The following is a 19237-nucleotide window of genomic DNA, read 5'->3' as shown; positions in this document are numbered from 1 at the left end:
CCGTCACACTCACCCGATGAGTCACGTGAGCGAGGGCAGTGAAGCGCCCAGGCGCGGCAAGCGTCCCCGGAGCGGAGATCCGGTCGTCGACCGTGCGCTGTCCCTGCTCGCGGCCTTCAGCTCCGAACACCGCGCACTGGGACTCAACGAACTCGGCCGCCGGGCGGGCCTCCCGTCCGCCACGGCCTCCCGGCTCGCAGCCCGGCTGCACCAGTGGGGCGCGCTGGAACGCGACGAACAGGGCCGTTATGTCGTCGGGCTGCGGCTCTTCGAGGTGGCCTCGCTGGCGCCGCGCAGCCACGGCCTGCGCGAGGTCGCCCTGCCCTACCTGGAGGACCTGCACGAGATCACGCGCCAGCACGTGCTGCTCGCGGTGCGGGACGGCGACGAGGCCCTGCTCGTGGAGCGGCTCTCGGCACACGGCGCCGTGGAGACCGCCTATCGGGTGGGCGGCCGGATGCCGCTGCACGAGACCGGTGTCGGGCTGGTGCTGCTGGCCGCGGCGGATCCGGACGTACGCGCGGAGCGGATCGCCCGTGCCGAGTCGCCGTCGGCCGCGCTGCGGCTCCGTCGGCGGCTGGCGGAGGTGCGCAACACCGGCGTCGCCCTGTTCGAGCGGGAACGGCCCGCGCCCGTCTCCTCCGTGGCCGTACCGATCCGGGGCCGGGGCGAGCAGGTCGTCGCGGCCGTCTCCATCGTCGTCCCCGCGGACGCCCGCAGGGTCCGCGCCTACGAGCAGGTGGTCAGGGCCACCGCCATGGCGATCTCCCGCGCGGCACGCGGTCTCACGGGTGCGGGGTGCCGGGGGCCGGTCGTACCGTGAATCCGCCGTGGCCGTCGAACCGCACCTCCAGTACGGTGTCGAACCCGTCCGCCGGCGACGGCCTGCGCAGCCGCTGCCACGTGGCGCGGACCCCGACGTCGGGGACGCGGTCCCGGCCCTCCCGCGCGGCGTTGCGGCGCAGCGAGCCCGCGAGGTCCGGGGGGAACCAGTACGCCGTCACCGGCGCACCGTAGGCGTGGCCCACGGCCACCAGCGGTCCCCACTCCTCCGGCGTCGGATTGGTGTTGTCGACCACCACCGGCCGGCCGGCGGCCAGCGCCTCCGCCACCAGGCGCATCTGCCGTGCCTGCTTGTTCCGGGCCGAGCGGGGAAAGCGGTCCTTGCTCACCAGCGTGTGGCGGCCGGCGAGGTGCTGCTCGTAGAAGGTGGTCTTCCCCGAAGCCTGGAGCCCGACCAGCACGGACAGGGCCGGTCCCGTACTGTCCGGCGGCATCCGCCGCGCACCTCCTCACGCTTCGTTCCGGATCGTGCGGCACCACCATGGTGCCGCACGCCCGGAACGGTCACGCGGAGCCGGGCGGTGTGGCGTCCAGCCGCAGCATGACCTTGCTGCTGCCGCTCGTCCGGTCGGCGGCGACGGCCAGCGCCTCGGCCGCCCGGTCGATGCCGAAGCGGTGGGTGATGACCGGTGACACGTCCAGGCCCTGATGCAGGGCGAGGAGCGCGTCGTCGATCTCCTCGACGAAGCGGTACGAGCCGATCCAGGTGATCTCCCGCGTGACGAGGTCCCCGAGCGCTGCGGGGACGGCCGTGCCGGGGAGGTTGCCGACCTGGACGACGGTGCCGCCGCGCGCGGTCGCGCGCAGGACCGGGCCGAGCGCGGCCGCCGCGCCCGACGCCTCGAAGACCAGCTCGACGTCCTCCGGGAGGGCCCCGCCCTGGCCGAGGTCGACCGTCTCGTCCGCGCCCATGGCCCGCGCGACGGAGAGCGACGCGGCGGAGAGGTCGGCGGCGAGCACCGCGGCGGCCCCGCGGTGCTTCGCGGCGGCCACCACCAGAGCGCCGATCGGCCCCGCACCGTTGACCAGTACCGTCTTCCCGCGCACATCACCGGCGCGGTGCACGGCGTGCATCGCCACCGCGAGCGGCTCGGCGAGGGCGCCGTGTTCGGTGGTCACGTTCTCCGGGAGCGGCCGGATCTGTGCCGCGCGGACCACGCGGTACTCGCTGAACCCGCCGTCGGTGTGCGGATGGAGGGCGGCGGATCCGAAGTAGCGGACGCGGGGGTAGAGGTTGGTGCGACCGGCGAGCCTGTCGGGCAGCGGGTCGGTACCGACCGGCTCGGCCGGGTGGACGGTGACCGGCTGCCCCTCCGTCAGCCCGCTGACGCCCTTGCCGAGCGCGGCGATCCGGCCCGCGACCTCGTGCCCGAGGACGAGCGGGTCCTTGAGCGCGGCCGTGCCGGTCGCCCCGTTCTTCCAGTAGCCGATGTCGGAGCCGCAGATGCCGCCCCACTCCATGGCGAGGAGTACCTCTCCCGCACCCGGCACCGGCTCTGGGCGTTCGTCGATCCGGAGGTCACCGGGACCGTGCACGACAACCGACTTCATACCGCGTCCTCCAGACGCACCAGGTCACGCCCGCGCGATTCGGGGGCGAGGACGATGGACACAAGGGTGATGAGCGAGTAGACGACCAGCATCGCCGCGATCGGCCACCAGCTGCCGGTGACGGCGGTGAGGGTGGCCGCGACGACCGGGCCGATGGCGGTGGCGAGGATGCCGCCGATCTCCTTGGCCAGCGCGAGCTGGGTGAACCGGGTTCGCGCGCCGAACAGTTCGGCCATCGTGACGCTCTCCAGCGAGAAGAGGCCGAGCACGCCGACGTTGAGCCCGACGATCATGCCGACCATCACCCCGGCCGTGCTGCCCGAGGCGATGAGCAGCATCACCGGGAACGCGAGCAGGATGGTCAGCACGGTGAGGACGAGATAGACCGGACGGCGGCCGAAGCGGTCGCCGAGCAGGCCGACCAGCGGCACGGTGACGAAGCCCAGCAGCGAGCCGTACACGATGGCGTCGGTCGGCACGGACCGGTCGGCGCCCAGCGTGGTGGCGATGTAGCCGACGAGGAACGTCTGTACCAGGCCGGAGTTGCCGGCCTGCCCGAACCGCAGGCCGAGCGCGAGGAAGAACGCCTTGCCCTTGCGCTGCCGCAGGCCCGCTTCGATGACGCTCTCGCGCTCCGGCTCGACGGCCGCCTCCGCCACCGCCGCGGCGGCCTCGGTGCGGGACATCGCCACCCCGTCCACGACGTCGGCCCGCTCCTCGAAGACCGGGCTCTCCTTGAGGTTCCGGCGCAGCCAGACCGCGAAGACCATGAGGGCGAAGCTCAGCAGGAACGGCAGCCGCCAGCCCCAGGAGACGAGCTGGTCCTCGCTCAGCACGGCGAGCAGCACCGCCCACAGCCCGGAGGCCGCCAGCGTGCCGGAGTTGGTGCCGAGGGAGACCAGGGAGGAGATCAGGCCGCGGCGCTTGGCGGGCGCGTACTCGGCGAGCATGACCGTGGCCCCGGCGATCTCCGCGCCCGCGCCGAAGCCCTGCACGAGCCGCAGGACGACCAGCAGGATCGGGGCGAGGATGCCGATCATGCCGTACGGCGGCAGCACGCCGATCAGCGTGGTCGACGCGCCCATCAGCAGGATGGTGAGGAACAGGACCTTCTTGCGTCCGATGCGGTCGCCCATCCGCCCGAAGTACAGGGCGCCGGCGAGCCGGGCGACGTAGCCGACCCCGTAGGTCGCCATGGCGGCGATCAGCCCGATCGCGGGGCTGACGTCGGGGAAGAAGATCTTGTTGAAGACGATGGCGGCCGCCAGCGAGTAGAGCTGGAAGTCCATGAACTCCATGGCCGTGCCGAGCCAGCCGGAGACGGCCGCTCTGGTGAGGTCGCGCGTCGTTCTTCCGACGGCGCCGTCCGGCTCCGCCTGTGTGGTGTCCGTCATGGGTGAACTCCGTTGTTCTTACTGCACTTCGGGACGTGCGGGGCGGGTCAGACCTCGATCCGGCCGGCCCGCAGCGCGGGGAGCCGGGCGGCGACGGCGGAGACGAGCGCGCCGTCCCCGGCCAGGTCCGCCGCGCCGAGGACACGCAGCAGCCGGCGGACCGCGTCCGCGTCGTCCGCTGCCTCGTGCCAGCAGCGGCCCAGGGCGGCCGCCGAGGGGTCCGTCGTACCGAAGAGCTGACCGCCGTCGTCGGCGGGGCGGGTGGCGTTCGCCCAGCCCGCGAGGGCGAGTTCGAGTACCGGGGTGGCGGTGGCGGCGGCGCGCAGCGTACGCAGCGCGTCGAGCCACCGCTCCGGGATCTTCAGGGACCCGTCGGAGCCGATCTGCCGGAGCAGGTGCCGCACACCGGGGTTGCGGAACCGCTCGACCAGGTCGCCCGCGTAGGCCGCCGGGTCGGGGCCGCCCGCGGGCAGCGTCGGGGCGACCTCGGCGCACAGGGCACGGACGAGGCGCTCGCCCCAGCCGGTCGCCATCGTGTCCGCGATCGTGGTGCAGCCCGTCGCGGCGCCGAGGTAGGCCAGCGCCGAGTGGGAGCCGTTGAGCAGCCGCAACTTGGTGAGCTGGTACGGCACGACATCCGGTACGAACAGTGCGCCGTCGAGCTCCCACGGCGGCCGCGGCCCGGCGAAGGAGTCCTCCAGTACCCACTGCCGGTACGGCTCGCCGACGACCGGCAGCGCGTCGCGCACGCCGAGCGCGGTGTGCGCCGCGCGCAGGTCCGCTTCGGTGGTCGCGGGCACGATGCGGTCCACGATGGTCGAGGGGAAGGCGACCGAGGCCGCCATCCAGTCCAGTACGGCCTGCCGGTCCGGCCAGGGCGCGGCCGCGACGAAGTCGCGCACGACGCGGCCGAGCGCGGCGCCGTTGGCGGCCATGTTGTCGCAGGAGACGACGGTGAGCGGGGCGCCGCCCGCGCGCATCCGCGCGGCGAGCCCGGCGGCGAGCCGTCCCACGACGGTGGTGAGCGCGCTCGTGGCGCCCGCCGCGAGGTCGGCGGCGATCTGCGGCGCCGCGACGTCCAGCGCGCCCGTGTCGGGGCTGCGGTGGTAGCCCTTCTCGGTGATCGTCAGGGTCACCACGGTGACGTCCGGATCGGCGAGCAGCGCGTCGACCCGCGCGGCGTCCGGGCGCATCCCCAGGGCGTCGATCACCGACCCGACGGCGCGGGTCACGGTGTCCGCCGGGCGCAGCTCGGTCAGCGAGTACAGGCAGTCCTGGGCCCGCAGCGCTGCCGCGGTCGTCGCCGAGCGCGGGGCGACGGCGGCGATGCCCCACGGCTCACCGGAGCGGGCGGCGGCGTTCTCGGTATAGATCGCCTGGTGGGCGCGGTGGAAGGCGCCGAGGCCGAAGTGGACGATGCGGGGGCGCAGCTCGCGGGGGTCGACGGCCGGGCGCAGCTCCGGCGCGATCCGGCCGAGCGCGGCCAGGTTCAGCGAAGGCGTGGTCACGGCGCTCACCAGTCGTGCACCGAGCCGTCCAGGCGCCGCGCCACGGGGAGATAGCGGGCCTGATAGGGGAAGCGCTCGGCGGCCTTCTCGTCGTACTCGACGCCCAGACCGGGCTCCTCCGACACGTGCAGCATCCCGTCGGCGAACGTCACGCCGCTGCGGAAGACCTCCGCCGTCTCGTCCGCGTGCGCCATGTACTCCTGGATACCGAAGTTCGGCACCGCGGTGTCGAGGTGGACGGCGGCGGCGAGGGTGACGGGCGAGAGGTCCGTCGCCCCGTGCGAACCGGTCCTGACCTGGTAGAGCGCGGCGAGATCGAAGATCCGCCGCAGATGCGTGATACCGCCCGCGTGCACGACACTCGTCCGCACGTAATCGATGAGCTGCTCGGTGATCAGGCGCTGCACGTCCCAGATCGACGTCAGTACCTCCCCCACCGCGACCGGCGTCGTCGTGTGCTGCCGGATGAGCCGGAACGCCTCCTGGTTCTCGGCCGGCGTCGGGTCCTCCATCCAGAACAGCCGGCAGTCCTCGACCTGCTTGCCGAAGCGGGCGGCCTCGATCGGGGTGAGCCGGTGGTGCACGTCGTGCAGGAGGTGGAAGCCGAAGCCGCAGCGCTCGCGGACCGCCTCCAGATAGGTGGGCGCGAACCGCAGGTACGCCTCGGTGTCCCAGGGCTGCTCGTCGGGGAGTGAGGTGGCGGCCGGCTCGTAGACCTTGCCCTTGCGCACCCCGTACGTACCGCCGACGTCGGGGACGGCGGCCTGGGCGCGCACGGCCTTGTAGCCGAGGCCGAGGAACCGCTCGACGTCGTCGATCAGGGAGGCGGTGTCCGTGCCGCTGGCGTGCGCGTAGACCATGACACCGGCGCGCGAGCGGCCGCCGAGCAGCTGGTAGACGGGCAGCCCCGCGACCTTGCCCTTGATGTCCCACAGTGCCGTGTCGACGGCGGAGATCGCGGTCATCGTGACCGGCCCGCCGCGCCAGTACGCGCCCCGGTAGAGGTACTGCCACATGTCCTCGATGCGCGCCGGGTCCTTGCCGATCAGCAGCGGTACGAGGTGATCCTGCAGGTAGCTCGCCACGGCGAGCTCGCGGCCGTTCAGCGTGGCGTCGCCCAGGCCGGTCACGCCGTCCGAGGTCGTGATGCGCAGGGTGACGAAGGTCCGCCCCGGCGAGGCGACGAACACCTCGACACGCTCGATCTTGCTCACAGAAATCTCGCTCCTTCGGATACGCACCACGCCGGTGGGAGGGCATGCGTCGCCCGACACCTGGTCGACCAGCACTGGTATACAAGCACTGGTCGCACAGGTGCGCAATACTTTGGAAGCACTGATCGACCAGCGTGGGCGGCCGGGCCTGCGCGCCCCGATACGATGAGCGCATGGCCCGATCGAACCGGCAGCGAACCAGCCGCCGCGCCGTCTACGAGACGCTGCGCCGCAAGGTTCTGACCCTCGAACTCCCCCCGGGCGCCGCGCTGTCCGAGAACGAGCTCGCGGCCGCTCTGGGGGTGAGCCGTACGCCGGTACGGGAGAGCCTCATCCTGCTGTCGCAGGAGGGCCTGGTGCAGATCTTCCCGCAGGTCGGCTCGTTCGTCTCGCGCGTCGACCCGGCAAAGGTCGCCGACGCGCAGTTCCTGCGCGAGGCCGTCGAGCTGGCGGCCCTGGACGACCTCCCCGCCGACCTCGACGCGGACATCGTCGAGGAGCTGCGGCGCAATCTCGCCGAGCAGGAGCGCCCGGGACTGGACCTGGAGGACTTCTTCGAGCTCGACGAGGCGTTCCACCACGCCCTGCTCCGGCTGAGCGGACACGGCAGCGCCTGGGCGACCGTGGTCTCGGCCAAGGGACACCTCGACCGGGCGCGCCGGCTCGGCCTCTACGACACCGCCACCCCGACGGGCTTCGCCGCCCAGCACGTCGAGATCTTCGAAGCGGTACTCGGCGGCGACGCCACCCTGGCCCGCTCGGCCATGCGCACCCACCTACGAGCGGTCTTCGACGACGTCGAGCGCGTCCGCGCCCGCTCCCCCGAACTCTTCGCCAAAGACACGGGCTCGGTCCCGGTCCGCCGCAACGTGGTGGTGTGGGAGTGAGGGACGCCGGAGCGTAGCCCCAACCGGGAGGCTCTATAGGGACTTTGGCATCACCCGAGTTCTGTCACAGCTCTGCCCTCCTCTCGCTGTGCCACCTATGATGCTCTTCTGGCATATGCGCAACGGGGGGATTGATGTCAGCGCAATCCGCTGCGGAGCAGAACGGCGCCGACGAGCGCGAACGCGTACTGGACGCTGTGCTGGGGCCGGCCAGCGAGGCGTACTACGCCGACCGTGTCCGCTCGGGGAGCGAAGCCCGGGTCAGAGCCCAGTCCGCCCAGTCCACCGTCACCCTGTTCGCCGGCGGCATCGTCGCGGCCCTGACGTTCACCCAGCTCGCCGACCGATCGCTGCTCACGCGGTGGGCGGGGGTCGTAGCCGTGGCGCTCTGGCTGTCCGCGGCTGTCCTTTACCTGCGGGCCGTGGCGCAGCCGGTGACGAAGCTGGCCGGGCCGAGCCACGCACGGGACCGGCTCGACCTGCTGAACGCCTTGCTGCAACGGGCCGACGACGAGGCGGCGCAGGTCGACAAACGGCAGCGGCACGCGAACCGGGTGGTGGTCGCGGCGCTGTGCCTCAGCGTGGTCACCGTCGGGCTGGCCGCCGTTTCCGGCCCGGAGAAGGAGCTGGTCCCCGGCTCGGTACTCCTCACGCCCTCGTACGCGAAGAGCGCACGGACTGTGTGTGACCTCAAGGGGCAGCGCATCGTCGGCCGCATCGACAAGGGCTCGCTCGGAAAGCCCTTCGTGCGCGTCGCGGTGAGTGCCAAGGAGTGCGGGAGCGGAACCGCCGCAACGGAGTTGATGGTACCCAGGAAGGCCGTTCGGGCCATCGCTGTCGAAGGGGACTGAAAACAGCATGAGCACGGCATTTCATTTCTTATGCTTCACACCACTCGCCCAGCGGGAGGCCGTGCTGGAAAGCGTGCGCGCCCTGCACGGGGCGGGCCACCGGATCGACGGCATCTTCGTCCTCGGCACGCGTGCCGCCGACCCGCGGCAGGTGAGTCGTGACGAGACCGGCGACGTCCTCGACACCGTGCTACTGGAGTGCCTGGAAAACGGCGACGAACGCCTCCCCCCGGTCGTGACCGTGCCGTGGCAGGGCGACCTCGCCCCCCTCGGGGACGGCCGGAGCATGTTCGCCAAAGCGCTCACGCGGTACTGGAGCGACACCGAACAAGGGCTGTGGAGAGGAGAGGAAGAAGACATCGTCGACGCGATCCGCGACGCGCCCTTCGCGGAATTCGTCGAGTGGTCCGAGAGCTACGAAACTTTCCCCGGGTGGCAGCAGGGCCTGCTGCCGGGCGAAGGAGCGGTACGGCTGGCGCAGGACGGAATGTCGCTGGGCATTGCCGTGGTGAACACCGTGTTCCGCATGGCCGTACCCGGCGCCACCCCGGACCTGGCCACGTGCACCGCCGGTCAGCTGAGCCGTACCGTCGGTGGGGACTACGGCCAGTGGGCGAGCGCGAACGACCTCTCCATCGTCGTGGCGGGTCACACCGCTCCGTTACCGGACGCGCTCGCGACCGCCCTCCCGCGGACCCTGCTGCTCGCTGCCGATGGCGAGTTCGCACGGCCCGCGTCAGGTGAGCGATGGCTCGTGCCCTCCCGCGGCGCAATGCGGCAGCACAAGCTCCTGCGGTTGGAAACCACTCCCGCCGGAGACCCGAAGGTGCGGGACCTCGCTGCGCCACCCGCCGAACAGCCCGTTCCGATGCCCAGGACACGGCGTGCCAAAAACCGTCCCGCGGGCTCTGCCGCGCCCTCGCTCGTGCCGGAACCATACGACGAGGGGGCCGTCCTCGATGAGTTCTATCGGCAGGTCGGCACCGGCCGGATGATTCTGGTCGCCGTCTCGGGAATCCACGGCGACGGTGCACCCATCGACACGGACGAATTCAACCAGCGGCTGACCCAGGCCGTTTATGGCGAAATGCCTGATCCGCCGCCCGCCATGCCGGAGATCTGGACCACCGCCCTCGAGCGTCTGGGCACCCGTGCCGTCGACCAGTACGTCGGCGAACTGCGCACCAGCGAGGACGTATTCGCCCAGGCCGCGCACCGCATTCTGCACGCCCCCTGGTGGCGCATCTACGATTTCACCGCTACGGACATCTTCTCCTCGGTGCTCGCACACGACCCTCGCGCGGCGGAGACCAACAGGTTCGTCAACGCCATGGTGAGCAAGCCCATGGCGCGGAACGCCACGGTCGAGACGGTCGCCATGCACGGGGACCCAAGTGGTGCGGGCTCGCTCGATTTCGGCATTCCCGCGGACGAGGACCCGGCGTCACGAAGCCTGTGGTTCCGCAAACTCAGGGCCGAGCTGCTCTGCCACCCCACGGTCTTCATGGCCGCTTCGCCGCGCAGCCGGTCGCTGTGGCAGGCGCTGGAGCTGGCACAGCCGCAGACCGACGCGGAGCGTTTCCCCCGCTTCGTCATCACCTCTCCGGGCAGCGCCGCCGACCAGGCCCGGTTCCGGCAGGCAGGGCTGACGTACATCCAGGCACCGCCCCACGAATTCGCAGTCCAGCGATTGCAACCAGGGCTGGAGGTACTCCAGATGGGTAAACGACGGCTCGCGGATTTCCAGGTCGGTGCCCGCCGCTCCGGAATCAAGCTGGTCTCCTCTCTCGTCGACAGCGCGCTCTCCGGCAGCGCCGAATTCCTCAAGGGCCAGGATCCGACGTGGGGTGACATCAAGGACGGATTCGCCGCGAAGCTCTCCATCATCGACCGCATCCGCGCCGGTGCCCTGCCCGCGGAGGACGAAAAGCATGGGATCGTGCTGGTGGAAGGCCGAGCCGGGTCCGGAAAGACCACGGCGCTCATGCAGTTCGCGTATGAATTGCACCAGACCGGCCGAACGGTGGCCTGGATCGACCGTGAGGCGACCGATCCGCTGCCGAATCTGAAGGCGCAGGCACATGGCATGTCCGCCGACGCCGTCTTCGTGGACGACGTGGACATCTTCGGAAGAGTGGGCGCCTCGCTGCTGAAAGACCTCAGCAATGGCGGCCGGACACTGGTTGTTGCGGCGATCCGCACGACCCGCACCGACGAGCTGGACGTGTCGTTCCGGCCCCGGCGGATATCGGCAGACGAGCCCTTGAAGGATCAGGATCTCGGGCGAGTGGTCGACATACTGCATCAGCACGGCCTGCCGGGGATACTCAAGCAGCACGGGTTGCGGCAGCAGAAGGTCGACAAGCTGCGGGAACTGTGCGACCGCAGCCTGCTCGCGGCAATGATCCAGGTGGTCACCGGTGAGCGTTTCGAGGAAAAGGTCGCCAGTGAGTACCGCCAGCTCACCCAGGACCAGGTCGCGGTGTATTCGACGGTGTGCGTCTTCGAATCCGCCATCGTCTTCAAGAAACGCGGCATCGAGCAGGAGGACCTGCTGCAGATAGTCTCCGGGCGGTCGGCTCCCAAGCCGTCGTTGCAGAAGGCGATCGACCGGCTCGTGTCCATGCGATTGCTCACCCGGGCAGCGGACGGAACACTGCGCTGCCGGCAGCGCACCATCGCCGACACGGTGGTCGAGACGGTACTCAAGAAGACCCCTGACCGGCTGGGCTCCGTCATTGAATTCCTGCTGAAGTTCTATGCACAGTACGCGGCCGAATCGCGAGACAACGACGACCCGTACCGCCGGATCATGATCAGGCTGCTGAACCACTCCCTGATGGTGTCCCTCCGGCTGTCCCCTGAGGTGGTCCGCCACATCTACGTCACCGTGCACGAATTGCTGCGCGACAATTTCCACTACTGGCTGCAGCGGGGCGAGTACGAACTGGAGCGGGGAGACCTCGGCATCGCCGAGAACCACCTGGAAACGGCTCAGGGCTGCGAGGGCGGTGCCAGCGACCACTTCGTCCTGACTGCGTGGAGTGCCATACGGCTGCGACGCTCGACGGTCAATGCCGGTGACGCCGCCCTGCGGGCTCGGGCCCTGGAAGCCGTGGGAGTACTCCAAGGCGTGGCGAAGCGGTACGGCGGGGCGTCTCCGCACGCGTTCTCCGTCATCACCCGGCGGGGCACCGAGTGGCTGGATGCGTGCGAGACGCTGCTGTCCGGAGACGAGATGGACGACACGGTCCGTCGTATTCTTCGCGTCGTTGAATTGGGCCGGCGGTTCTGCAAGGACAACCACGAGTTCATGCGCATCGCGGACGAGTACGAACCGCAGCTGAACCGGCTGTTGGAACGCAACAGGGGAATTCCACTGTAGCCGCGCGCCTGCGTGCCCATTCCAGCAGCACGGCCCCCGTTCCTCCGCGCTGGGAGGGACGGGGGCCGCTGCGTGTGGGCGGGTCAGAGGGTGGGGGCGCGGTGGGTCGGGTGGCCGTTCAGGACCGTGAGGAGGACCGGGAGGCCGGCCAGGTCGGCGGCCGGGGTGGTGAGCGGGCTGTCCGCGAAGGCCGTGAGGTCGGCGCGGTGGCCGACGGCGAGGCGGCCGGCCTCCTGCTCCTCGCCCGCCGCGCGAGCGGCGTTGACGGTCATGGCCTGGAGGGCTTCCAGGGCGGTCAGCGCCTGGCCGGGGCCGTGCGCGGGCCGGGTGAGGTCGCGGGTGGGGCGGCGGTGGCGGGCCCCGGCCATGACGGTGAGCGGCGGGTACGGCGCGATCGGCCAGTCCGAGCCGAGGACGACCGTGGCGCCGGCGTCCCACAGGTCGCGGCAGCGCCAGGCGCGCGCCGCACGCTCCTCGCCGAGCCGGCGGGACCAGTTGTCGGTGTGATCGGCCCGGGTGAAGTCGCAGCAGTGGGTGGGCTGCATGGACGCGATGACGTCGAGCTCGGCGAAGCGGCGCACGGTGTCGTCGGGCACGGTCTCGATGTGCTCGATGCGGTGCCGGACCGGGCCGGCCCCCGTGGTGCGGGCCTTCTCGACGGCGTCGAGGGCGTGCCGTACGGCCGCGTCACCGATGGCGTGGGTGGCGGTGGGCACGCCCGCGCGGTGCAGTTCGCCGATGACGTGGGTGTACGCGGCCGGGTCCGGCCAGAAGGCGTGCGTGGACTCGCCGTGGCAGTCGGGGCGCTCCAGCCAGGCGGTGCCGTTGTCGATGGTGCCGTCCATGAAGAGCTTGACGCCCGCGGTCCGCCAGAGCCGGCCGCCGGTGCCCTGCTGCGTGATGAGTGCTCGCAGCGCCTCGTCGTCGGCGCCGGGCTGGCACCAGGGCGCGACCCGCAGCCGCAGCGGCAGTTCGCCGGCCGCGTCGAGTCCGGCGTACAGGGCGAGGCTGTCGCCGTTGGCGTCCATCGCGTGCCCGCCGGTGAGTCCGGTGGCGGCCATCGCCCGTAGGGTGGCGGCGAGTTGGTCGCGGCGCTCCGCGTGGGTGGGCCGGGGCGCCGCGCGCTCGACGAGCTCGCAGGCGGCGTCCTCCAGGAGCAGGCCGGTGGGCCGGCCCGCGTCGTCGCAGACGACCTCGGCGGCCTGCGCGAAGGTGCGCGGCCCATCGACGCCGGCGAGTTCGAGCGCGCGCGGGCTGGCCAGCACGGAATGGGCGTCGAAGAGCTGGAGGAGGGCCGGGACGCCGTCCAGTACGGGGGCGAGCGCGGCGGCCTCGACGGGGCGGTCGCCGAAGACGTTCGGGTCCAGGCCCCAGCCGCGCAGCCACGCGCCGGGCGCGAGCGTGCGGACCTCGCGGGCCAGGGCCTCGCGTACGGCGTCCAGGTCGGCGCAGCCCGACAGGTCCAGGCCCTGGGTGAGTTCGGCGCCCGACACCGGGTGGAGGTGCCCGTCGACCAGGCCCGGAGTCACCACGGCGCCCTTCAGGTCGAGCACTGTGGTGGAGGGTCCGGCGAGCGCGCGTATCGCACGGTCGTCGCCGAGGGCGGCGATCCGCCCGTCCTGGGACACGGCCAGGGCGGTGTCCGGCAGGAACGCGCCGGTCACCGGGTCGAGCAGGCGGGCGGAGAGCAGGACGAGACGGGGGCGCACAGCGGCTCCTCGGGAGGTGGTCAGTTCGGGTGGGCGGGCCGGTCGGCATGCGGGGTCAAGGACCCGCGCTCCAGGCCGAGTTCGCGTTCCGCGGTGGTGATGGCCATCCGGGCCACCGCGGGCGGGTCGTCGCCGGTGTGGGTGTTGGCCGTGGCTCCCAGACCGTCGATGACGACAAGGATCTGCACGGCCGTCACGTACGGGTCATCGGTGCGGAATTGGCCCCGTTCCACGCCCTCGCGGATGAGGCCCTCGAGGCGCCCGCACCAGGCGGTCCCTTGCTCGACGACCCGGTCGCGCAGCACGGGCCGGTACCGGCTGAGGTGCCGGGCGTTGAGCCAGAGCCGGGTGATGTCGTCGAACGCCTCTCCCGTCGCGTGTGCGAAGAAGCGAGCGAGGTGCTGCACGGGGGTTCCCTCGGGCCGCTCGGCCGGGATGAGCGTGTCGAGTTCGGCGGTCGCGGCTGTACCGAACGCCTCGGCCACGAGGTCCTCCACCGCCGGGAAGTAGTGACTGATCAGCCCCGGGCGGACGTCGAGGTCTTCGGCGATCCGACGCAGCGTGATGCACTCCAGTCCCTCGGTCAGGGCGATGGAGGCCGCCGTCCCGACGATTTCCGCACGTCGGTCGGCCGGCGATTTCCGAATTCGCTTGCGCTGAACGCTTGACGACATATCCCGGATGCTATTGAGTGTGCGACCAATAAGCAAGCAGGCGGGCATGACCAGCACCCCGGAGGGCTCCATGGCGTCCACGCTTCCCGATCCGCACCCAGACACCCGAGGCGCCGATGAGACACCACCGCCTTCGGACCGGCCGGGCCGCATCGAGGCGCACGGCATCGACCACATTCCCGAAGGGGAACGCCACGGCCGGGCCCGGGAGCTGTTCGCCGTCTGGGCGGCGGCGAACGTCAACTACCTGAGCCTGGTGGTCGGCGGCGCGCTGATACTCATGGGCCTGAGCCTGTGGCAGGCCCTCGCCGTGATCGTGATCGGCAACCTGTTCTGGGTAGCCGTCGGCCTGCTGGCCGTCTCGGGCCCGGCCTCGGGCACGCCGAGCGAAGTCATCATGCGGGCGATGTTCGGCGTCCGCGGCAACCGCGTGAACATCGCGATCACCGGCTGGCTGATCTGCATCTGTTACCTCGCCCTCAACCTGGCGGCGGCCGCGGTCGCGGCCTTCTCCCTCGTCGAGAAGGCCGGCCTCGCGCCGAACACCGGCGTCAAGATCGCCGTCGTGATGGCCATCGCCGCGGTCACCCTGGCCATCAGCGTCTACGGCCACGCCACGATCATGAAGCTCTACCTGCCGATCACCGTGGTCCTCACCGCGGCGTTCGCCGTCGTGGCCGTCAGCGTCATCGGCCACGCCGACTTCGGCTACCGGCCCGCCGAACCGCTGACCGGCAGCGGCCTGTGGGCGGCCCTCATCGGCGGCACCACCCTCATCGCCTCGGGCCCGCTCTCGTACACCAACAGCGCCGACTTCTCGCGCTACCTGCCCCGCACGACGTCCCCGAAGGCGATCGTCGGCTGGACCGCACTCGGCGGCTTCCTGCCCAGCGTCGTGGTCTGCTCGCTCGGCGCGTTCGCCGCGACCGCGGTCGACATGACCGACCCGCAGACCGCCCTGGAGAAGATCCTGCCCGGCTGGTTCACCCCGTTCTTCCTGCTCGCCCTGGTACTGGGCACCATCGCCATCAACGCCATGACCGCCTACAGCTCAGGCCTCGCCCTCCAGGCCGTCGGCGTCCGCATCCGCCGCTCCCTCAGCGTCCTCGTCGACGGGGTGCTCGGCGTCGCCCTGACCCTGTACGCGCTGCTCGTCTCCGACTTCCTGGACACCGTCAGCAACGTCCTCCAGCTGACCGTCGTCCTGCTCGGCCCCAGCATGGCGATCTACGCCACGGACATCCTGCTGCGCCGCAACCGCTACGACGGCCCCGGGCTGACCGACGAGACCCCGGGCAGCCCGTTCTGGTTCACAGCCGGCGTCAACCGGGCCGGCGCCCTCGCGCTCACGGCCGGCACCGCCGCGGCGGCGCTCTGCGTGAACACCCTGTACACCGGCCCACTCGCCCGCGCCCTGAACGGCGTGGACCTCGCCCTGCCCGTCGGCATCGTCGTGGCATCGGCGGCCTACGCGCTCATGACGCGCCGCTCACCTGCCACAGCGACCCCGCGACGCGCGGCAGCCCATCCGCGATGACACCACCCGGTTCCATGGCAGCCAACGGCTCGTCGGGCACGACGAGAGGCGCGCTCCCCTCAACGCCCCGCGTTTCCCGGTCACTTATGGCCGGACGGCGCTACGGTGTGAACGCAGTGCCACACCCGCGGAGGGGAGACACATGTTCAACGAAGTGGCAGGCCTGGTTGCCACGGGGATCCTGCAGGCGGCCGGGACCGACGCCTGGTCGGCGATGCGTGCGCGGCTCGCCCGGCTACTGGGCGGCGGAGACGCACGGCGGGAGCAGGCCGAGCTGGAGCGCCTCGACCGGACGACCTCGGATCTGGCGGCCGGTGAGCTGAGCGAGGAAGAGCGGACACTGCTGTGCCAGTCCTGGCAGGCCCGCTTCCGCAGGTTCCTCGAAGGTCTCGGCGAGAGCGAGCGCAGGCAGGTGGTCGCCGAACTCCGTGCGCTGATGGAGCCGTACACCGAACCCACCCAGGAGAACGGTGCGGTCTCGGGCAACACCTTCAACGGCCCCACCGCGGTCCAGGCCGGCACCGGCAACCAGCAGGTCAATCACTTCACGCCACCGGCATGAGGGACACAGGCGGCCGCGACGGCGGGGTGTCCGGCAACGACTTCCACGGGCCCGCCGCAGCACAGAGCGGTAACAACAACACGCAGCACAATTACTACGTGGAGCCACCGCGAGGCGATCGACGGCGGCCGCGGCTCATCGTTGCCGCCCTTCTCGTGCTGGCGGTGATCGGCGGGGCCGGCTGGTGGCTGGTCGACTCCGGGAACGGTGGTTCGCCGGGTTCCACGGGGAAGGGGACTTCCTCGGCCGGATCGACGAGTCCCCGACCGGCGTCGGGGGAGCCGGGCGCCTCTTCGGAGGCGGCGCAGGACGCGGAAGCCCCGGCGCCCTCGGCGTCGCTGTCCTCATCGGCCGCCGGCATCCAGTGGACGGGGACCGTGCGGATCAACGAGGAAGGACTGCGGCTCGACAAGAAACCGCCGGAACGCACCCCCGGGTACTCCGCGGACGTCCAACTGGGACTCGTCGAGCCGCCGCGGCTCACCGGCAGCGCGTCGGGCTTCGCCCTGTGGCCGGAGCGGCGGATGCCCACGCGGCAGGAGTGCTCCGATCTCGCATCCACCCAGGGTGTCGAGCAGCTCGAGGTCACCAAGGGAGCCGTGGTCTGCCTCACCACGATTGAGGGCCGCACGGCTGTGCTGACCATTACCTCGGTGAGCAACAACTTCAACACCGGCGTCATGGCCCAGGCAAGCGTGTGGTCCAAGCCCGACCAGTAGAAGCGGGCGAGACCGCTCCGAGCAACGTCGGCGACCGTGGCTCCCGCACTCAGTCCGCCGCGGCCACGGCGGGCTTCGGTGCGGGGGCCCGCGTGCCGTCCCCGGTACCCACGCGCCAGGCGATGCAGGTGCCGAGCAGGGCCAGCGCGCCGCAGCAGGCCCAGACGGTGACGTAGGCGCTCTCGGAGGCGACGCGGGCGCCCGGGACGTCGAGTACGAGGTGGTTCATGACGGCGGCGAAGGCCGCGCCCGCCACCGAACCGGCCAGCGTCTTCAGAGTGTTGTACATGCCGGTGCCGATACCGGTCTGGTCGGCGGGCAGATGCCGGATGAGCAGCGCCGGCAGGGTCGCGATGGCGGTGCCGATGCCCGCGCCCGCGATGATCCCGGACACGGTCATCTGCCAGGGCGCGCCGTGCGCGAGGACCATGCCGAGGTAGCCGAGGGTCACCAGGACGAAGCCGCCGACGAGGGTGTGCTGCGGGCCGAAGCGGCGGACGGCGCGGTCGGCGCAGGTACCGGCGACCGCCATGGCGATGACGTGCGCGGCGCCGAGCAGGGAGATGCCGAAGGCGTCCATGCCGAAGCCGAAGCCCAGGCCGGGCGGGGTGGCGAAGAACGACGGGTTGGCGGTCTGCGCCCCGTACAGCACACAGCCGGTGAGGAAGCTCAGTACGTACAGCAGCGCCATGCTGCGGCGGGCCATCAGCCGCACGTCCACCAGGGGCTGCGGCGCCCGCAGTTCGGTGCGGACGAACAGCGCGATGAGGACGAGACCCAGGCCGACGGCGGCGACGGTGGGCGCGAGGCCCCCGCTCTTCGCCAGCGCCATGCCGATCATGAGGGCGGCGAGGCCGCCGCTGAGGAGTGCGGCACCGGCCCAGTCGATGCGGCACAGGGCGCGGGTGGTGGACTCGGGGATCAGCCGGAAGGCCACGGGCAGACAGAGCAGGATGGCGACGGCCGGGAGCATCAGCAGCCCGTGCACGTCGTGGACCGCCCGGGAGAGCAGGCCCGTGCCGAGGGTGCCGAGGGTCGCGCCGAGGGTGAGCGCGCCGACGAGCATTCCGATGGCGGCGCCTGCCCGCTCGGGCCGGACCCGGTCGCGGACGATCGCGAAGTCGAGCGGGAGCCAGCAGGCGAAGACGCCCTGCAGGGCGCGGCCGACGAGGAGCACGGCGAAGCTGTCGGCGGTGGCGACGATCAGCGAGCCGACGGCGACGGCGACCATGGTGACGCGGATCATGCGGCGGTGCCCGTAGATGTCGCCGAGCCGGGAGAGCAGCGGCACGGAGATGCCCGCGACGAGCAGGAAGACGCTGTTGACCCAGTTCAGGTCGCCCGCGCCGACGTGGAGTTCGTTGCCGATGAGCGGTAGCACGACGGGCACGGAGCCCTGCAGGATGCCACTGCACAGTTCGATGAAGACGAGGAAGCCGACGACGGCGGCGGTGGACGGGGAAGTACTGCCTGGGGAGGCGCTTCTGGGCATGGCGGGGTCTCCAAGGCGTGCTGGGGTACGGGCGGGGCGCCGTCGGGGCCCGGCCCGTGAGGAGGGGAGAGACGTTGGGGAGGGGAGAGGGGAGGGGTCAGCCGGTCGCCGGGTCCGCGGCGGGCAGCCGCGGCACCTGTCCGGCCAGGGCGAGGTCAACGAGCTGTTCGACGGTGTTGCTGTGGACGGGAGCGGGGCGGAAGGAACGCCGGTAGACGAAGAATCCGTTCCAGAGGTCGAGCAGCGCGTCGGCGTCCACGTCCGGCGGCAGGTCGCCGCGGGCGATCCCGCGCTGCACGGCGGCCCGCGCCTGGTCCCTGCGGTGCGCCACGATGTCCAGGAAGGACCGCAGGACGGCAGACTCGTCGGCGGCCGCCTCGATCAGGCACAGCCGCGTGAAGGCGTCGTTGGCGCGGGTGAAGTCGTCGATGTAGTCGCAGACGATGAGCAGTTCGGCACGGGTGTCGCCGAGGTCGGGGACGGTGCGGACGTCAGCGCGGGCGACGAGCACCTCGGCGATCACCGCGGCTTTGTGCGGCCACCACCGGTAGAGGGTCTTCTTGGACACGTTGGCGCGCACGGCGATCTCGTCCATGGTCACGCCGAGGTAGCCGCTCTCGGCGAACAGCTCGGAGGCCGCCGCCACGACCCGGTCGTGGACGTCCTTGCTGCGGGGTCGGCCGGCCGGCCGCTGCGTGCTCGCCATGGCGTCCCATTTCGGGGGACGGCGGCCGCCCCGTCAATAGGAAACGACAAGTTCCTGAAATACGTCACCTGGCCGTAACCCCGTGCGGAGATCCCTCCGCCGTTCTTCTCGCCAGGGCCTGTTCACCGACACGAGAAGCGTGTACACAGAGGGTCGTCCAAAAAGGAAACGACTCGTTTCCTATCCCGCGCGCCCATCCCGTACG

The 19237-nt window shown here is 71.4% G+C and carries 16 protein-coding genes; 7 read left to right on the top strand and 9 right to left on the bottom strand.

The genetic code is table 11. The features are described from left to right. The first annotated feature begins 16 nt into the window (after positions 1-16). Entirely contained in the window at positions 17-823 is an 807-nt protein-coding gene (locus ABT381_RS03365) for an IclR family transcriptional regulator (RefSeq protein WP_351587088.1), read from the top strand. On the opposite strand, the gene ABT381_RS03360 is transcribed toward ABT381_RS03365, so the two are convergent. The 5 genes from ABT381_RS03360 to manD all read right to left on the bottom strand — a co-directional run bounded on the left by ABT381_RS03360 (position 786) and on the right by manD (position 6510). Continuing rightward, entirely contained in the window at positions 786-1277 is a 492-nt protein-coding gene (locus ABT381_RS03360) for an AAA family ATPase (RefSeq protein ID WP_351587086.1), read from the bottom strand. The genes ABT381_RS03365 and ABT381_RS03360 overlap by 38 nt on opposite strands. Positions 1278-1347: 70 nt before the next feature. Beyond that, entirely contained in the window at positions 1348-2394 is a 1047-nt protein-coding gene (locus ABT381_RS03355) for an L-idonate 5-dehydrogenase (RefSeq protein WP_351587085.1), read from the bottom strand. After that, complete coding sequence (locus ABT381_RS03350; RefSeq protein ID WP_351587083.1) at positions 2391-3788, bottom strand: MFS transporter; 1398 nt, start codon at positions 3786-3788, stop codon at positions 2391-2393. Before ABT381_RS03350 ends, ABT381_RS03355 begins: the two co-directional genes overlap by 4 nt. A 47-nt stretch (positions 3789-3835) precedes the next feature. Continuing rightward, on the bottom strand, positions 3836-5296 hold the full coding sequence (locus tag ABT381_RS03345) for a mannitol dehydrogenase family protein (protein WP_351587081.1): 1461 nt from the start codon (positions 5294-5296) through the stop codon (positions 3836-3838). A gap of 5 nt (positions 5297-5301) precedes the next feature. Beyond that, positions 5302-6510: a D-mannonate dehydratase ManD gene (gene manD, locus ABT381_RS03340; protein ID WP_351587079.1), complete on the bottom strand. Its 1209-nt coding sequence runs from the start codon at positions 6508-6510 to the stop codon at positions 5302-5304. Between the two features lie 173 nt (positions 6511-6683). On the opposite strand from manD, the gene ABT381_RS03335 reads away from it, so the two are divergent. The 3 genes from ABT381_RS03335 to ABT381_RS03325 all read left to right on the top strand — a co-directional run bounded on the left by ABT381_RS03335 (position 6684) and on the right by ABT381_RS03325 (position 11633). After that, positions 6684-7397: a GntR family transcriptional regulator gene (locus tag ABT381_RS03335; RefSeq protein ID WP_351587077.1), complete on the top strand. Its 714-nt coding sequence runs from the start codon at positions 6684-6686 to the stop codon at positions 7395-7397. Between the two features lie 134 nt (positions 7398-7531). Then, positions 7532-8248: a hypothetical protein gene (locus ABT381_RS03330; RefSeq protein WP_351587075.1), complete on the top strand. Its 717-nt coding sequence runs from the start codon at positions 7532-7534 to the stop codon at positions 8246-8248. Between the two features lie 61 nt (positions 8249-8309). Beyond that, positions 8310-11633: a P-loop NTPase gene (locus ABT381_RS03325; RefSeq protein WP_351587073.1), complete on the top strand. Its 3324-nt coding sequence runs from the start codon at positions 8310-8312 to the stop codon at positions 11631-11633. 83 nt (positions 11634-11716) lie between these two features. Here ABT381_RS03325 and ABT381_RS03320 read toward each other — a convergent pair whose 3' ends face one another. Both ABT381_RS03320 and ABT381_RS03315 read right to left on the bottom strand, forming a co-directional pair. After that, a complete protein-coding gene (locus ABT381_RS03320) occupies positions 11717-13342 on the bottom strand; it encodes an amidohydrolase (protein ID WP_351587071.1) in 1626 nt (541 codons plus the stop codon). Positions 13343-13362: 20 nt separating this feature from the next. Beyond that, positions 13363-14016: a TetR/AcrR family transcriptional regulator gene (locus tag ABT381_RS03315; RefSeq protein ID WP_351587112.1), complete on the bottom strand. Its 654-nt coding sequence runs from the start codon at positions 14014-14016 to the stop codon at positions 13363-13365. 70 nt (positions 14017-14086) lie between these two features. Between ABT381_RS03315 and ABT381_RS03310 the strand changes: the two genes are divergently transcribed. The 3 genes from ABT381_RS03310 to ABT381_RS03300 all read left to right on the top strand — a co-directional run bounded on the left by ABT381_RS03310 (position 14087) and on the right by ABT381_RS03300 (position 16834). Further along, positions 14087-15553, top strand: coding sequence for a purine-cytosine permease family protein (locus tag ABT381_RS03310; protein WP_351587110.1), 1467 nt, complete (start codon positions 14087-14089; stop codon positions 15551-15553). Positions 15554-15695: 142 nt separating this feature from the next. Further along, entirely contained in the window at positions 15696-16115 is a 420-nt protein-coding gene (locus ABT381_RS03305) for a hypothetical protein (RefSeq protein ID WP_351587069.1), read from the top strand. Further along, positions 16112-16834 carry a hypothetical protein gene (locus ABT381_RS03300; protein ID WP_351587067.1) on the top strand — a complete coding sequence of 241 codons (723 nt, stop codon included), beginning with the start codon at positions 16112-16114 and terminating at the stop codon, positions 16832-16834. The genes ABT381_RS03305 and ABT381_RS03300 overlap by 4 nt, the downstream gene beginning before the upstream one ends. A gap of 49 nt (positions 16835-16883) precedes the next feature. Here the strand turns inward: ABT381_RS03300 and ABT381_RS03295 are convergent, their stop codons facing one another. Next, positions 16884-18326, bottom strand: coding sequence for an MFS transporter (locus tag ABT381_RS03295; RefSeq protein WP_351587065.1), 1443 nt, complete (start codon positions 18324-18326; stop codon positions 16884-16886). Positions 18327-18423: 97 nt separating this feature from the next. After that, positions 18424-19032 (bottom strand): TetR/AcrR family transcriptional regulator, encoded by a 609-nt coding sequence (locus ABT381_RS03290; RefSeq protein WP_351587063.1) that lies wholly within the window; start codon positions 19030-19032, stop codon positions 18424-18426. Between the last annotated feature and the right edge of the window lie 205 nt (positions 19033-19237).

The sequence above is a fragment of the Streptomyces sp. NPDC000151 genome (assembly GCF_040301705.1).
Lineage (GTDB): Bacteria > Actinomycetota > Actinomycetes > Streptomycetales > Streptomycetaceae > Streptomyces.
Note: the sequence above shows the minus strand (reverse complement) of the source record. Positions and strands in the feature narration are given on the sequence as shown.

Bases quoted from the DNA above. Each gene is read 5' to 3' on its own strand.
- ABT381_RS03365 (WP_351587088.1), top strand. From the start codon at position 17: ATGAGTCACGTGAGCGAGGGCAGTGAAGCGCCCAGGCGCGGCAAGCGT.
- ABT381_RS03360 (WP_351587086.1), bottom strand. From the start codon at position 1,277: ATGCCGCCGGACAGTACGGGACCGGCCCTGTCCGTGCTGGTCGGGCTC.
- ABT381_RS03355 (WP_351587085.1), bottom strand. From the start codon at position 2,394: ATGAAGTCGGTTGTCGTGCACGGTCCCGGTGACCTCCGGATCGACGAA.
- ABT381_RS03350 (WP_351587083.1), bottom strand. From the start codon at position 3,788: ATGACGGACACCACACAGGCGGAGCCGGACGGCGCCGTCGGAAGAACG.
- ABT381_RS03335 (WP_351587077.1), top strand. From the start codon at position 6,684: ATGGCCCGATCGAACCGGCAGCGAACCAGCCGCCGCGCCGTCTACGAG.
- ABT381_RS03330 (WP_351587075.1), top strand. From the start codon at position 7,532: ATGTCAGCGCAATCCGCTGCGGAGCAGAACGGCGCCGACGAGCGCGAA.
- ABT381_RS03315 (WP_351587112.1), bottom strand. From the start codon at position 14,016: ATGTCGTCAAGCGTTCAGCGCAAGCGAATTCGGAAATCGCCGGCCGAC.
- ABT381_RS03310 (WP_351587110.1), top strand. From the start codon at position 14,087: ATGGCGTCCACGCTTCCCGATCCGCACCCAGACACCCGAGGCGCCGAT.
- ABT381_RS03305 (WP_351587069.1), top strand. From the start codon at position 15,696: ATGTTCAACGAAGTGGCAGGCCTGGTTGCCACGGGGATCCTGCAGGCG.
- ABT381_RS03300 (WP_351587067.1), top strand. From the start codon at position 16,112: ATGAGGGACACAGGCGGCCGCGACGGCGGGGTGTCCGGCAACGACTTC.
- ABT381_RS03295 (WP_351587065.1), bottom strand. From the start codon at position 18,326: ATGCCCAGAAGCGCCTCCCCAGGCAGTACTTCCCCGTCCACCGCCGCC.
- ABT381_RS03290 (WP_351587063.1), bottom strand. From the start codon at position 19,032: ATGGCGAGCACGCAGCGGCCGGCCGGCCGACCCCGCAGCAAGGACGTC.